Here is a 16117-nt window from a genome sequence, read left to right on the forward strand (position 1 = left end):
TGTTCATGATGGAGTTCACGATCTAGTTCTTCTGAGTTCTAAAGGAAAATTCGAAACGCGTCTGGAGAACTCCTCATCATTTATTCGGCCCGTTTGGAGTCCAGATGGAAGCTATATCTATGCAATTAGTTACAGTCTGGGCACACAAATTGGAAGGTGGGGAAAAAACGGTAAGAGTTTCCGAACCATACCAATCCTTGGTGCGGATGGCATGTTCAAGTATGCCCAGATGCTCGCATTTAGCCCCTCCGGAACTCGCCTTTCTATTCTTGTCGACAAGTTTCAAACCATGCTACTCGCGGATGTCCACACGGATGTCATTAAAGTACAAAGGCAAGTTCCACTTAATTTCACCTATGTTTCAGGTTCAGCATGGCTGGACGAATCGCGACTTTTGTTCATTGGAACTCAAGAGGGTAACCGTCAGGAGCTATGGGAGATGAAGGCAAGTGATGGGTCAGTCACAAAGAAGGGTATTCCAAACCTTTGGTTGAGGGACTTCCTAACATTGTCACCCGACAGACGTACGGTGGTTGTTTGCGGCGTCTCCGATAACGGCAAGGAAACCAAATGGAATCTGTGGAAGTATTCATTGGAAACTGCTGCCCTCGTCAGGTTGACAAGCGGCACGGAAGACGTGGAGCCAAACTGGAGACGATGATGGGCACAACCAGTCATCAAGTAGATCGCTAAAGCGCCTGCATAATTTTTTTGGTTAGATGAAAAAATAAGAAACGGAGAGGATCATATGAAAATAATAAAACTTATTTTTTTGGGCATTATCTTTTTAACTATCTTTTCTGGTTGCCACCACACTGGTAGATATCAATTGATTCATGTACAAAACAAGGATACATATCAATTGTTCAAAATGGATAAAAAAACGGGAGAAGTGTGGGCATTAGATGGGAAAAATTGGACAAAGATTGAACATAATAAATAATTGAGATTATTAACAGGGACACATCCGAATGGCACTAGGTTAAGCACTTTTAGCAGTAAAAAACACAGTAAAATTGAGGGTAAAATGGTATAATCGGGCATGAAAAATTATACTCTTTTATTCCTCAATTTCCATCTACATAACCCTCCTAAAAAGCCTCGTTCAGCCAGCAGATATTACCTGAAAAGGTGAAACAACAAAAACAGAAATCGATCAGTCAGCCTGGTGCATGTCTCGGTGAATTCATTAGGTAAAATATCATGCTGAAAGCGCTTAACTTAGCGCCATTCAAAACTGTCCCCCTTTTACCCCCTTTCTGCCTTTTCATACTCTTTTTTTTGATGAAATTATTATTTTGTGCAGCCTGTGGGCTTCCGGATGGGTGGTCCTCGCCCCATTGGGGACACAAGTATTCCAGTATATAAATAATGAACAAAGCTCGCTTCCAGCGAGGACACATTCCTTAAGTAGTCCGCAAACACAGGATTTACCGGGTATTACCAGAAACATTTCTTAGCTGTGGCATATGCCGGTATTATAATTTTCTCCCAAGTTGCCCGTCTTTGAAAAACTGCCTTAAGCAGCTTCAAAAAAATTACAAAGATCGCAACCTTTTATCAAGTTGAAGCGTTTAAAGACTATCAAAAAAATAACCAGGAGGACAAGATGGGGTTTGTAAAAAAAGGAAGAAATTTTCAGGTAAAATGGCACAAAGATAGTAACTTGGCCGTAAAAATTGCGGCTACACTGCTCTTTACATTTGGAATGTCAATGCCTGTATATTCGGCAACACCGGTTATAAGCTCGGTTACGCCGGACAGAGGTTTTAACAATATTTCAACGCCCGTTACGATAGATGGGAGTAACTTTGAACCAGGGGCTCGTGTGAGCCTTTTGAGTGGCGGTCCTTATCCCTTGGGTTCTTATACAGAAAGCTCTGCGTTGAAAGTTCATGTCTCCGGCACATACGCCTATGTGGCAGGTGGCAGTGCGGCAACACTTGATATTCTTGATGTGAGCAATCCGGAAAATCCACTTTGGGTTGCTTCATATACTACACCGGGGTATACATGGGATGTTTACGTCTCCGGCAGTTATGCCTATGTGACATACGATGAAGGTCTTGATATCATTGATGTAAGTAATCCTGCAAACCCGCTTTGGGTCGCTTCCCATGATATACAGGCATTAGCTCATGGAATACATATTTCCGGCAGTTACGCCTATGTGGTTTATGGCTCAGGTCTTGATATCATTGATGTGAGCAATCCTGCAAGTCCGGTTTTGACAGGCTCCCAGACTACGTCGGGGTATTCATGGGATGTCTACGTAACCGGAAATTATGCCTATGTGGCGGAACCAGGTTTCGGCCTTGAGATAATTGACGTAAACAATCCTGCAAGTCCGGTTTTGACCGGCTCTCTTTATACACCGGGCAATTCTTATGGGGTACACGTTGCCGGTAGTTATACCTATTTAGCGGATGGTGAGAATGGTCTTCAAATTATTGATGTAAGCAATCCGGGAAATCCGGTTTTGACCGGCTCCCATAATACACCGGGGTATGCATGGGATGTGTACGTCTCCGGTATTTATGCTTATGTGGCGGATGATGTGAGAGGTCTTCAGATTTTTGACGTAAGCAATCCCGCAAGTCCGGTTTTGGCAAGCTCCTACAATACACCCAGTAGCGCCTTCGGTGTCCAGACCTTAGGTAGCATCGCCTATGTTGCGGATGGTTCCAGCCTTCAAATCATTGACATCAGCGGTACTGCAAGTCCGGCGATGACAGGTTCCTATAATACGCCTGGGGTCGCCGAAGCCGTCCATGTTTATGGCAGTTACGCTTATGTGGCAGATGGTATGAGCGGGCTAGCGATACTTGATGTGAGCAATCCGGCCGAACCGCTCCTGGCCGGCTCCTATGATACACCGGGTAATGCCGAAGAAATCCACGTTTCCGGCAGTTACGCTTATGTGGCGGATGGTACGCGCGGGCTAGCGATATTTGATGTGAGTAATCAAGCCGAACCGCTCCTGGCCGGCTCCTATGATACACCGGGCAATGCGAAAGGAATCCATGTTTCCGGCAGTCACGCCTATGTGGCGGATGGTACGAGTGGGCTAGAGATATTTGATGTTAGCAATCCTGCAAACCCGCTCCTGGTAGGTTCCTATGATACACCTGGTAATGCCGAAGGAATCCGCGTTTCCGGCAGTTACGCTTATGTAGCGGATGGTGATTTTGGACTACAGATTATCAATGTTAGCAATCCTGCAAACCCAACCCTTGCCGGTTCATATGACACAGCGGGGTGGACACATGGTGTTCACGTTTCCGGCAGTTATGCCTATGTGGCGGATGGTAATTCCGGTCTGCTGATTATCAATGTAAACAACCCTGCAAGTCCGGTACTGCTTTCTTTTTATAATACACCCGGGGTTGCCTATGGTGTCTTTGTATCAGGCGGTTACGCCTATGTAGCGGATGAAAACGCTTTGCTGGTAATAGATGTCGGTAACCCATCAAACCCTTATCTGTTCGGGCTATACGATACTGAAGCATGGAACGTTTATGTTGATGGAAATGATATATATATTCCAGCTCATGAATCAGGCTTACGTATAATGCGCCAAAATGCTCCTGTCACAAATGTACAGATCCTGGATTCAACAACAATTACCGCTACTTTTCCAGCGTCACTTCCCGATGGCCCCTATCATATTTTGATAACTAATCCGGCAGGTGAAGAGGGAACGCTACATAATGGTTTCCATGCAGTGGGACTTTCCTCCGTCAATGCAGATATCAAGGCCAACGATTCAGATGGCCCGCTTCTTATCAACGAGGGTGACATGCTCAATATAACCCTTTTTCTCAACTCGGGTGAGGTGGCTGGATATGAAGCGGACTGGTGGGTCTATGCTGAAACGAACACAATTGGAACCTACTGGTTCCAAAACGGCTCAGGCTGGATAAGCTCTGATACTCCTCTCCCCGCTTATCAGGGACAGGTTGCTCCGCTTACAAACTATAAGGTACTGGAGTTATCCACTTTACCTGCCGGTGACTATAATTTCTACTTTGAGATGGATAAGAGAAACGGTGTTAAAGAGGGAACAGTGAATGATGTAGTGAAAGTTACGATTCAGTAGCTTTGGTAAGCTTTGAAATAATTAATATTCGTCGTTATAAGGAGGAAGAAATAAATGGACAGTGAAACATCGGGAAAGGTTGATCAGGAGGAGCGAAAAGCAGATGGCAGGTTATGGGCGGCGATCTTAGCCATTTTTATCTTTATATTCGGAATATCATTACCCGCTTATGCCGCAATGCCTGCTGTGACATTGCTTACACCGGAACGTAGTTTTAACAATGCATCAGCAGTGGTTGTGATAACAGGAGAAAACTTTGAACCGGGGGTCAGAGTGAGTCTTTTGAATGGAGGACCCTTCCATGTGGGGGCTTATGACCTGACTGAATCCTGGGGAGTTCATGCGTCCGGCAGTTACGCCTACGTGGCTGACGGTTATAATGGTCTTCAGATAGTAGATATAAGTAATCCTTCCACACCCATACTGACCGGTACCTATGATACACCGGGACATGCCTCTAGTGTACAACTCTCCGGGCGTTACGCCTATGTGGCTGATGGGGATAATGGCCTTCAGATTATTGATGTAGGTAATCCTTCTGCGCCCACACTGGCCGGCTCCCATGATACACCGGGATACGCCTTTGATGTAGCCATATTCGGGAGTTACGCCTATGTGGCTGATGATACATATGGTCTTCAGATTATAGATATTAGCAACTCTTCGAGCCCGGTTCAGGCTGCTTCCTATGATACACCGGGATATGCTGCTGATGTTTATATTTCCGGCAACTATGCCTATATAGGTGATGGTAATAGTTTGCAGATAATAGACGTACGTAATCCCGTAAATCCTGTTTTTGCCGGTTCCAATAATGCAGTTAACTGGACCACTGATATCTACATTTCAGGTGAATATGCCTATGTGACGGATAGTAATTTCATGTTAAAAATTTTTCATGTAAGTAATCCAGCTAGTCCGGTCTTAACAGCCTCCTACGAAATGAAGAATAATGTTTATGGTGTTTATGTTTCCGGCAATTATGCCTATGTGGCTAATGGTGGCGGCGGTCTTAAAATAATAGATATAAGTAATCCTTCGGCTCCCATCCTGGCGGGTTCTCATGATACACCGGGGGAGGGATTGAGTGTCTATATTTCAGGTGATTATGCCTATGTGGCTGACTGGAATATGGGTCTTCAGGTAATCAATGTAAGTAATCCGGTAAGTCCGGCATTTTCCGGTTTTTACGATGCGCCGGAGAAATCCATTTGTGTCAATATTTCAGGCGCTCATGGTTACATACTGGATTACTTTGGAAAACTCTGGATAATCGATGTAAGTAATCCTTTAAATCCGGTTACTGCCGGCTCCTACAGCATACAGAAATGGGCAGAAGATCTCTACATTTCCGGCAATTATGTTTATATAGCTAATGGAAATGGTCTTGAAATAATTGATGTAAGTAATCCGGTCAGTCCGGTTCTTGTTAGCGTCTATAATACCCCGTGGAGGGCCACCGGCGTCTACGTTTCCAGTGGTTACGCTTATTTAGCTGGCGCGAGTGGTTTTGAGATTATTGATGTAAGTAATCCGCTGAGTCCCGTGCCGGCGGGTTCTAACAATGAACTGGGTTCAACAAATGATGTTTATGTTTCTGGTAATTATGCTTATTTGGCTAATAGGGATTTAGGGCTCCAGATTATTGATGTTAGTAATCCGGCTAGTCCGGTCTTGACGGGTTCTTATCTTATGCCAAGCGATAGCCATGACGTTTATGTTTCCGGCATTTACGCCTATGTGGCTAATGATAATAGCGGCCTTCAGATTATTGATGTGAGCAATCCTGTAAATCCGGCTCTTGTCAGCGCCTATGACACACCGGGAAAAGCAATCGGGATCTATGTCACCGCCAGTCATGCCTACGTTGCGGATGAGAATGCAGGCCTTCATATAATAGATGCGAGTAATCCTGTAAATCCGGTTTTGCTTGGTTCCTTTGACACGCCTGGAGAGGCTGAAAGTGTTTACTATTCGGGTGGTTACATTTTTTTAGCGGATGGATATGAGGGCTTAAAGATTATAGAACCAAATAATCCCGTAACAAACGTAGAGGTTCTGGATTCAACGACAATTACCGCTACTTTTCCAGCATCACTGCCCGACGGTCCCTATCATGTCCTGATTACTAATCCCGCAGGAGAGGAAGGAAAACTGCATAATGGTTTCCATGCAGAGGGACTTTCCTCTGTTAATCCCGACGTCAAGGCCAACGGTTCAGATGGCCCGCTTCTTATTAACGAGGGAGACATGCTCAGCGTAACTGTTTCGCTGGATCCTGGAGAGGTAACGGACTTTGATGCGGACTGGTGGATTTATGGGGTAAAGAGCGCTATTAAAACGTACTGGTTCCAGGTCGGTTCAGGCTGGATGAAATCTGATAAGCCTCTCCCCGCCTATCAGGGGCCGGTTGCTACACTTACAAACTATAAGGTACTGGAGTTATCCACTTTACCTGCCGGTGACTATGATTTCTACTTTGAGATGGATGGCAGAAACAGTGTTAAAGAAGGCACCGTCGGTGATACAGTGAATGTTACAATTCAGTAGATTTGTGTAACTTTAGAAAGGTCATTAAAGCATTAATTAAAAGGAGAAAAGAACAATGGGCAATAAAAAATCAGGAAAAATTTATCAAAGGACGGGGAAAGCAGATAGTAAAGTATTGGCAGCAATTGTGTCTATATTCCTTTTAATATTTGCTATATCCTCATCGGCATATTCGGCAACACCGGTTATAAACTCGGTTACGCCGGACAGCGGTTTTAACAATATGCCAACGCCCGCTACGATAGGCGGAAGTAACTTTGAGACGGGAGCCAGGGTGAGCCTTCTTAATGGCGGGCCTTTTAATGTTTCTTCCTACCAAACGAGAGGGGATGCGCAATCCATACATATTGCAGGCAGCTATGCCTATGTGGCGCAATATAACGACGGTTTTCAGATTATTGACATTAGTGATCCTCAAAATCCCGGATTGGTTGGTTCTTATGATACATCCGTACCTAATGAGTCTTCCCAGGCTATTCAAGTGGTTGGAAATTATGCCTATGTGGCATCTGCAAGAGCCGGTCTTAACATTGTTGATATCAGCACTCCTGAAATGCCTTCATTTGTCAGTAATTTTCCACTAACTCTTGGAAACGCTATGGATATCAGAGTTTCCGGCAATCATGCCTATTTAGCAGCTGGAGTGGATGGGCTCATAATTATCGATGTAAGCGATCCTTTACTGCCTGTTGAAGCTGCTATTTATAAAAATGGATACGGCGTTACCAAGAGTATCGATATTTCAGGAACAGATGCCTATATAACAATGTTGCAAGGAGCCGGTGGCTTCAGAATTATTGATATAACGAATCCGGAGGCGCCTGTTTTAAAAGGTTCTTATAACTCAGGCGAATTTAATGATATACATGTTTCAGGTAATTACGCCTATCTGGTTAGCAGGGGGACCCTTCGGATTGTAGATATAAGTGATCCGGTAAATCCTTTACATGTAAGCATTAAGAACATAGGTGGATATTCCAATAGAATTTATATATCCGGTAATTACGCTTATGTTGCGAATTCATATTTAGGCAACCTGATTATCGATATAAGTAATCCTGAAAGTCCGGAGTTGATTGGATATTATCATTCTTATGATGATTCACGTGATCTTTATGTTTCGGGTTCATTAGCTTATGTGGCCGCCAGCAATTCAGGTCTTCAGGTCATAGATGTGAGTAATCCGGTTAATCCCGCATTGGCTGGATATTATTCTTCATCGGGAAATGCCAAAGGCCTTCATCTTTCCGGAACATATGCCTACCTTACGACAGGTGGGTCGCGCAGTCTCCAGATTATTGATGTATCTGATTCCGATAACCCCGCACTGCTAAGTTCTTCTGCTTTAGGAGATACTGCCTATGATGTATACGTGCAGGGTAATTACGCTTATGTAGCAGATGGCCTGGCAGGGCTTCAGATCATTAATGTGAGCAATCCTGCCAGTCCGGGTGCGCCTGTTACTGTAGATACTTCCGGAACGACTGTCAGCGTTTACGTGCAAGGTGGATACGCATACGTGGCAGATAGTTGGGCGGGACTTGCCGTCATCGACGTAAGCGATCCCACAAATCCGGCAGCGCCTGTTACCTTAAGCACACCTGCTGAAGCGAAGAGTGTTTTTGTGTCAGGGACCTATGCTTACGTAGCTGGTGGAGATTATGGCCTGATGATTGTTGACATTAGCAATCCATTAAGTCCCCAAATTGTGACGTCTTATGATACGGCCGGTCTTGCTTATGACGTCCAGGTATCAGGCAGTTACGCTTATGTGGCTGATGGATATGAGGGGCTTAAAATTATCGATGTAAGCAACCCTGCAAGCCCATTTTTAGCAGCTTCCTACGATACGCCGGGTCATGCATGGGCTGTTTTTCTTTCGGGGAACAATGTCTATGTGGCTGACAAAAACTCTGTATTGGTTCTGGATATTAATACGCCATTGAAACCTGTTCTTGTAGGTTCCTACAACACTAATACAGTCGATGTTTATGCTGCCAATAATAACATCTACCTTTCCAATGGACATAATATTACAAATTATAATGGAGGAGGAGGACTGCAAATCATTAAGGAAAATAAAGCTGTAACAAATGTACTGCTTCAGGATTCGACAACAATTGATGCTACTTTTCCAGACTCACTCGCTGAAGGCCCATATCATGTTCTGGTCACCAACCCGGCTGGTGAAGAGGGCAGACTGAATAACGGTTTCAATGCTGTCGGGCTTTCTACCGTCATTGCCGATATAAAGGCAAACGCTTCCGATGGCCCGCTTGTTCTCAACTCTGGCGACCTCTTAAGTCTAACCATTTCTCTTGATCCGGTTACAGCAGCCGGATATGACGTGGACTGGTGGGTATACGCTATATCGCCTGGAATGGGTACCTATTGGTACCAGATCGGTTCAGGGTGGGCGCCATCAGTAACACCTGTTCCTGCATACCAGGGGCCACTTGCTGCCATTACTGACCGTAACGTTCTAAACTCATCCACATTACCTGCAGATGACTACACTTTCTATTTTGAAGTGGATAAGAGGAATGGTGTAAAAGAAGGAACTGTTTCCGACAGGGTGAATGTCACAATTCAGTGATAAAAGAATGAATTTTTTTAATTCTGTCTGGCAAGGCAAGCAACACTAATCCTGTAGAGACGCCCCGGTGGGGCGTCTCTTATTTTAAAATATAATATATGGAGAAAAATATGATGGAAAGTCATTATGCAGGTAAAACGAGTAGATTCGATCTAAATTGTTTTCATTTAATTATAATATTTTTTGCGCTCTGCTTTATGCCGGAAACATCCCGGGCAGCCATGTCATTTGATCATTTTACCAGCTACGAAGAAGGTTCATCCCCTGCCGGTGTATTGCTTGAAGACTTTAACAAAGACAGTATACCTGAGATGGCTGTTACCAATCTTTTTAATCAATCTATTTCCATACGATTAGGAAGTGGGACTGGCGCATTTCAGTTGGCAACTCACTATTTTTCCGGAGTTTATCCCTTGATGATTATATCTGAGGATTTTAATAATGATGACAAATTAGATATTGTGACAACAAATGATGATAATACCTTTACCCTGATTGCTGGAAATGGTGATGGTACTTTTTTACCGGGTATAACAGGAGGGAATACCGGTGAAGGACCCATATCGATTGCAACGGCCGACTTTAATAGTGATGAAGAACTGGATATTATAACGGCAAATAAGGCTTCTTCCACAGTACCGGTCTCCCTTTATTTGGGTAACGGTGATGGAACTTTTACTGCTTCATCCTTTCCGTATCATAGAGATATGCCCACTTCCGTAGATACGGCTGATTTTAATAATGATGGCAAGGCTGATCTGGCAATCACGTATCCCTATGCCGGTCATATTGCTGTCTTTCTTGGAAATGGTGATGGTACGTTCAACCTCGTATCAACAAATCTTGGCGGTTACTCCTTGTATGGCAACGGGCTTTCTGTGGAAGATATTAACTTCGATGGAGTTCATGATATAGTTACTGTACCCAGTTTTGGAAAAGGTATTGTTTTACTTGGCAATGGAGATGGTACTTTTCTTAAGGTAAACTGGAATGCCCGGAGTACGGAAGAATACACATCTATGGTTATATCTGACTTTGATTGTGATGGCAAACATGATATGGCCCTGGCGGGGTTCGATTTTAATGATTTAATAAGAAGACTTTATATTTATCAAGGGAATGGCGACGGTACTTTTCAGGAGAGTATTAATTACGTTACACCAATGATTAACATTTTTGTACTTAATGAATCTTCAATTGATGCGGAAGATCTTAACGGTGACGGGAAGAACGACATAGCCATAAAAAACTCAATGGGAGACAGAGTTAATATTTATCTCAATAGGACTTCCCCGCCTTCCGGACTCTGCTCTGTTATTCCTGATATCAAGGCAAATGCTTCAGACGGACCGCTTACTATTAACCAGGGTGACTTGCTCAACGTAAGTCTTTCCCTCGATCCGGGGACAGCAGCCGGTTTTGATGCAGACTGGTGGGTTTATGCATTGTCGCCGACAAGTGGGACCTATTGGTTTAAGCTTGGTTCAAGCTGGATAGCATCGGAGACACCCATTCTCGCCAATCAGGGCCCGCTTTCTGTGATAACAGACCTTACAGTGCTGGAAATGTCTGGCTTACCTGCAGGTAACTATGAATTTTACTTTGAGGTTGATGAGAGAAATGGTATCAAGGAAGGGGCCAGAACCGACGGGGTAAATGTAACTATTCAGTAGAAGGATAATATTTTACCGGGGCAGAATTTCCAGCGGAAATTCTGCCTTTTTATTGCTTGATTCTTTACAGCTCACTACCCAAAATAAGCTCTTCCTTCCATGCAGCTACTTTTTACTTTAACTACCGGCAGTGTTACTATCCTTATCCGATTCAAAGCTTCCTCACTTTAAAATAGTGGATTTGCCCACTTTATTATCATAATAGTTCTTCACCTCCATCATATGTGCCGCAATTCCATAATCATGGCAGGATAGGCAGCTCTCTTGGACCTCCTCATAGATAAAATCAAAATCCATTATTTTGTCCAGACTCCTTAGTTTAGAAAAATGCATAAAATAGCGTTAAAAAAATTATAAATATCGCAACCTTTTGTCAGGTTGAAGCGTTTAAGTGTTATCAACAAAATGTATGGAAAGAGTTTATTGTTATGTTAAGGGTATTCATCCTCACATCCTGATTCGAATGGGAGAGAGTTCTAAAACAACAACCTTGCAGTAAGCTGAGTGGATCCTGGGCTATAAACAGAATAATATACTCACTGTATTTCCAATAATCAGCACAAATCTCACTTTATAAGCAAATTATCAGGAGAAGGAGAAATAAAGATGAAAAAAGAGGTATTGAAAAAGATTTATCAAAGAAACTGTAAAAATAATTTTCGTTTATTGATTGGAACTCTTGCATTTTGTATTTTTATATGCGAAACAGCGCTTCCCGCCTTTTCATTAACACCTGTAGTGACCTCGGTTACACCGGACAGGGGCTTCAATAATAGCTCAACAGCAGTTACGATAAGGGGTGAAAACTTTGAAGCCGGGGCTCGTGTAAGCCTTTTGTATGGCGATGGCGGGTATTATTCCTTTGGTTCTTATACGGGGATTGCTGTTGGATCTGTTCATCTTTCCGGCAGCTACGCCTATTCAATCAGCAATGGGACTAGCTATACTGATGAACTTGTGGTTTTTGATGTAAATGATCCTTCAAGTCCGCGTTGGTTCTCTTCATATAGTACATCAGAATATGCATGGGATGTTTACGTCTCCGGCAATTACGCCTATGTGACTGATTACTACTCTGGCCTTCAGATCATAGATGTGAGCAATCCGGGAAAACCGGCTTGGCTTTCTTCTCTTAACGAACCTGGCTTAGCTTATGGAATCCATGTTTCCGGCAATTACGCCTATATGGGGAGATTAAATGGTTTTCAGGTTGTAGATGTGAGTAATCCTTCAAATCCCGTTTCGGTCTCACCCTGTTGTGCAGGGCAAACCATTAATGTCCACACTTCAGGCCGTTACGCCTATGCAGCAGATGGCGATCTTCAGATAATTGATGTGAGCAATCCCGAAGAACCGGTTTTAATCCAGACATATTTTACACCAAGCTTCGGATGGGATGTCTACGTTTCCGGCAATTATGCCTATGTGGCGGATGGTGAGGCCGGTCTTCTGATTATAGATGTGACTGATCCTGTAAATCCGGTCCAGTCCGGCTTCTATAACACACCGGGGTGGGCCTTTGGAGTCCACATATCCGGCAATTACGCCTACGTGGCCGATAGCAAAAGCGGTCTTCAGATCATAGATGTGAGCAATCCAGCCAGACCGTTCTTGTTTGCTTCCTATGATACACCGGGGTCTGCCAATGATGTCGATGTCTCCGGAAGTTACATCTATTTGTCCGATCGTAGTGGTGGTTTACGTATCTTCCCCCTTAATGACCCTGTAACAAGCGTACAGGTTTCCAATTCAACCACCATAACAGCTACGTTCCCTGCATCATTGCCTGAAGGGCCATATCATATTCTGATCACCAACCCGGCTGGTGAAGAGGGCAGACTGAATAACGGTTTCAATGCTGTCGGGCTTTCTACCGTCATTGCCGATATAAAAGCAAATGCTTCCGATGGCCCGCTTGTTCTCAACTCTGGTGACCCCTTAAGTCTAACCGTTTCTCTTGATCCGGTTGCGGCAGCCGGATATGACGTGGACTGGTGGGTATACGCTATATCGCCTGGAATGGGTACCTATTGGTACCAGATCGGTTCAGGGTGGGCGCCATCAGTAACACCTGTTCCTGCATACCAGGGGCCACTTGCTGCCATTACTGACCGTAACGTTCTAAACTCATCCACATTACCTGCAGATGACTACACTTTCTATTTTGAAGTGGATAAGAGGAATGGTGTAAAAGAAGGAACTGTTTCCGACAGGGTGAATGTCACAATTCAGTGATAAAAGCAGGAATGTTTTTTTATTCCGCCTGGCAAGGCAAGGCAAGGCAAGCAATAATAATCCTGTAGAGACGCCCCGGTGGGGCGTCTCTAATATAAAGATGGCAGGTAGCTCAAAGAAAAAAAGTAAGGGTATGGACACACGCGAGAGGCGGCATGGAATCATTTTTGATAGTTGATGACGATGCCAGGCTGTGGGCAATTTATAAATCTCTTATGGGAGTAAAATTCAGGGATGCCCTTATAAGCTGTGCAGGGAACGGAATTGAAGCATTGCAAAAAGCCGGGGAGAGTGATTATTCATTGATAATTTCCGATATTGACATGCCCGAAATGGACGGTATTGACTTCCATAAAAATATGAAAAGGGATTATCCCTTTCTCGCCCGAAAGACCGTTTTTATCACAGGAAGCACGAACAGGGCTGATATCTCATACATGGAACAGGAAAATATCCTATGGCTGCTCAAGCCCTTTAATCCCTATGATTTTTATGATTTCATCGAAAAAGCTTTAAGAGCTTAAAAAAAGGGCAGAATTGAATTCATCCCCGGAATAGCACTGCTATCTTATGTGAATTACTACACTGTAACCCTTTAGCCGCTTTCTTCTCCTTTCCTCAAAAATCTCCTCTCACATTGAAATAAAAGTAAATCCCATTAGAGATATGACATAACCCGGTGGGTAATATTTTCCAGGATAACAGGGTTTAGAAAATTGCGTAAAGTAGCGTCAAAAAATTACTAAGATCGCAACCTTTTTCCAGGTTGAAGTGTTTAAAGGCTATCAATAAATTTTTTGGGAGGAGTTAATGGTTATGAAATATTCAAAATAAAATCAATTGTCATGCTGATAGCCAGTGTCCGGTTAGGGTTTTACAGAAATTTAACGAATTTAGTTCATCGGCCATTAATCTATTTCTAAGTGTATGAGCGTCTTCTGAAAAAAGACGATTTATCTATCGATGCTAGTAACTAAATTTATACAAAAACTAATATTTATAAAAGGAGGAAAGTTCTAATGGCAGGAACAATTAAATCAATCTTATTGTCCGTTTTTTTTCTAACAATTGGTATAAGTCAAAGTACGGCGCCTCTTTATGCCGCTACTTGCGTAGGTCCAGGTCATACTTATGAATATGTGGGTGATTTGGATCAGCCATATAAAAGTCCGGCTAAACTGGCGATGGGACCGAATGGGGATCTATATGTTCTTAATTTTGCGGGAGCGCTGAATATATATAGGAAGGGCCTCTTAATAAATTCAATTCCTATTACCGGACCAAACGGGGTTGCTGTTTCTCCTTCCGGCGAAGTATTTGTATCGACAAATGGTAAGACAATTGACGCTTATACAATCTATGAAGACGGAACATTTACCAAACGGTTTTTTGCGCAAGTTGGTATAGTCATTAACGATCTTGCAATTGCGGCTGATGGTAAGGTTCACGCTACTTACGGCACTGGCCGGTGGTATATCTTTGAAGCGGATGGGACCCTTCTTGGGCGCTTTGGCGCTGGTGAACTCTACAGCGCCCCTGGCATTACGCTTGATGAGGCTAACAGAAGAATTATTATAACGGATAGTTCGGCTTTTAATCTTAAAATCTATCATATGGATACATTAGAGTTCATAGGTACAGCTGGTCAAAATAGGTATGGTCATGAATATGAAGATGGTCTCTTCTTTGATCGTTTGAGAGGAGTGACGACGGATAAAGAGGGCAGAATTATTATTGCCGACACTAATGCCATTTATATTGCGGATGCCTGTCTGGATTACATTGACAGAATCGGAGGATATTGGATTTATCATAATAACGGAGAATGGGAATTGTTTCAAGGCAGAAGCAATGGACATTTTTATAAAGTAGTCGATGTTGCAGTAGATAATGATAACGGCCTCATCTATGGTTCAGATCTTGATGGCCGCATTGCTGTCTTTAGAGCTCAACCTACGGTAAAGCGGACTGTTGTGGGGAAAGGAACGAACCTGGAAGACCAGGTTGAAATATACGATGCCGATGGAGTAAATGAAAACAGCTTCAGCCCCTATGGCGCTGCGGGGAGCACCCATGTTGCTTCCGGTGATATTGACGGTGACGGTACAGATGAAATATTGAGTGTTCCCGGTGCATCTAATCCTTCCGTAGCGGAGTTGAAAGTTTTTTCCCGGACAGGTGTGGAAAAGACAAACCTGAGAATACTCCCCTTTGGACCTGATGCAACTGATATGGGTGTTGCTTCGGCTGACTTTGATAATGATGGAAAAGCTGAAGTAATCCTTTGGAGTGGTGGCAGCGGGCAGCCACTGCAAATGAAAGTATACACCTACGATGCTGTGGCAAGCGCCCTGGTTACTACCGGCATCGATGTAGTAAAAAATCCGGGTGATTCCCTGCTTGATGTTGCAGCTGGAGATATGAATGGGAATGGATTCGCAGAACTGGTGACGATGACAGGAACTATGGTGGATGGTCTGCCTGAGAGGAACTGGATATGGGATATGTGGGCTGTCGACAGGAGTCAGGGTATTGGACAATGGTCTTTATCCTCTGAAAGTCGTTTTTCAAGCTCTATGAGCAATCAAATAGAACTTGCCCTTTCCGTTGGAGATACTGATGGCGATGACAGGGGAGAAATAATAGTATCTTCACTGGATAAATCCCTCCCCAATCCCCCTGTCGATATTTATATGCTCGAAGGTACAGGGCAAATTGCTGAACAGTTCCTGGCCGGAACAACAGGCCCTCTTGGCAGCGATTTAAGCAGTGACGATATGGATGGTGACGGAGCGAATGAAATTGTAGTTACTCTCCATGATGAGGTTAACGATAAAGCTACAGTAAAGATGCTAAGAAGTAACGGTTTTGAGATGAACAGTATTGATGTTGCAGCGCCGAGATCTGGATTGAGTGTAGCTGTTGGTCAATTCTAAAACCTCCTTCAGGGAAGCCTGTCGGAGG

Annotated in this window: 9 protein-coding genes; all 9 read left to right on the forward strand. The window is 43.7% G+C overall.

From position 1 onward, the window contains the following. Positions 1–661: hypothetical protein (locus OEV42_12850; GenBank protein ID MDH3975162.1), on the forward strand; the 661-nt coding region annotated here is incomplete at its 5' end. An 87-nt stretch (positions 662–748) separates the two neighbouring features. Next, positions 749–943 (forward strand): hypothetical protein, encoded by a 195-nt coding sequence (locus tag OEV42_12855; GenBank protein MDH3975163.1) that lies wholly within the window; start codon positions 749–751, stop codon positions 941–943. A gap of 666 nt (positions 944–1609) precedes the next feature. Continuing rightward, positions 1610–4099, forward strand: a complete 2490-nt coding sequence (locus tag OEV42_12860) for an IPT/TIG domain-containing protein (protein MDH3975164.1) — start codon at positions 1610–1612, stop codon at positions 4097–4099. A gap of 54 nt (positions 4100–4153) precedes the next feature. Then, positions 4154–6649, forward strand: a complete 2496-nt coding sequence (locus OEV42_12865) for a hypothetical protein (protein ID MDH3975165.1) — start codon at positions 4154–4156, stop codon at positions 6647–6649. 55 nt (positions 6650–6704) lie between these two features. Beyond that, positions 6705–9245, forward strand: coding sequence for a hypothetical protein (locus OEV42_12870; protein MDH3975166.1), 2541 nt, complete (start codon positions 6705–6707; stop codon positions 9243–9245). Between the two features lie 110 nt (positions 9246–9355). Next, complete coding sequence (locus OEV42_12875; GenBank protein MDH3975167.1) at positions 9356–10918, forward strand: VCBS repeat-containing protein; 1563 nt, start codon at positions 9356–9358, stop codon at positions 10916–10918. Positions 10919–11524: 606 nt separating this feature from the next. Next, complete coding sequence (locus tag OEV42_12880) at positions 11525–13153, forward strand: hypothetical protein (GenBank protein MDH3975168.1); 1629 nt, start codon at positions 11525–11527, stop codon at positions 13151–13153. A 155-nt stretch (positions 13154–13308) separates the two neighbouring features. Continuing rightward, complete coding sequence (locus tag OEV42_12885) at positions 13309–13677, forward strand: response regulator (protein ID MDH3975169.1); 369 nt, start codon at positions 13309–13311, stop codon at positions 13675–13677. A gap of 495 nt (positions 13678–14172) precedes the next feature. Then, complete coding sequence (locus OEV42_12890) at positions 14173–16089, forward strand: hypothetical protein (GenBank protein MDH3975170.1); 1917 nt, start codon at positions 14173–14175, stop codon at positions 16087–16089. Positions 16090–16117 lie beyond the last annotated feature (28 nt).

This window comes from Deltaproteobacteria bacterium (assembly GCA_029860075.1).
Classification (GTDB): Bacteria; Desulfobacterota; JADFVX01; order JADFVX01; family JADFVX01; genus JAOUBX01.

What these genes read in the sequence shown, in the direction of transcription:
- OEV42_12855 (MDH3975163.1), top strand. Translation starts at nt 749, where the DNA reads ATGAAAATAATAAAACTTATTTTTTTGGGCATTATCTTTTTAACTATC.
- OEV42_12860 (MDH3975164.1), top strand. Translation starts at nt 1,610, where the DNA reads ATGGGGTTTGTAAAAAAAGGAAGAAATTTTCAGGTAAAATGGCACAAA.
- OEV42_12865 (MDH3975165.1), top strand. Translation starts at nt 4,154, where the DNA reads ATGGACAGTGAAACATCGGGAAAGGTTGATCAGGAGGAGCGAAAAGCA.
- OEV42_12870 (MDH3975166.1), top strand. Translation starts at nt 6,705, where the DNA reads ATGGGCAATAAAAAATCAGGAAAAATTTATCAAAGGACGGGGAAAGCA.
- OEV42_12875 (MDH3975167.1), top strand. Translation starts at nt 9,356, where the DNA reads ATGATGGAAAGTCATTATGCAGGTAAAACGAGTAGATTCGATCTAAAT.
- OEV42_12880 (MDH3975168.1), top strand. Translation starts at nt 11,525, where the DNA reads ATGAAAAAAGAGGTATTGAAAAAGATTTATCAAAGAAACTGTAAAAAT.
- OEV42_12885 (MDH3975169.1), top strand. Translation starts at nt 13,309, where the DNA reads ATGGAATCATTTTTGATAGTTGATGACGATGCCAGGCTGTGGGCAATT.
- OEV42_12890 (MDH3975170.1), top strand. Translation starts at nt 14,173, where the DNA reads ATGGCAGGAACAATTAAATCAATCTTATTGTCCGTTTTTTTTCTAACA.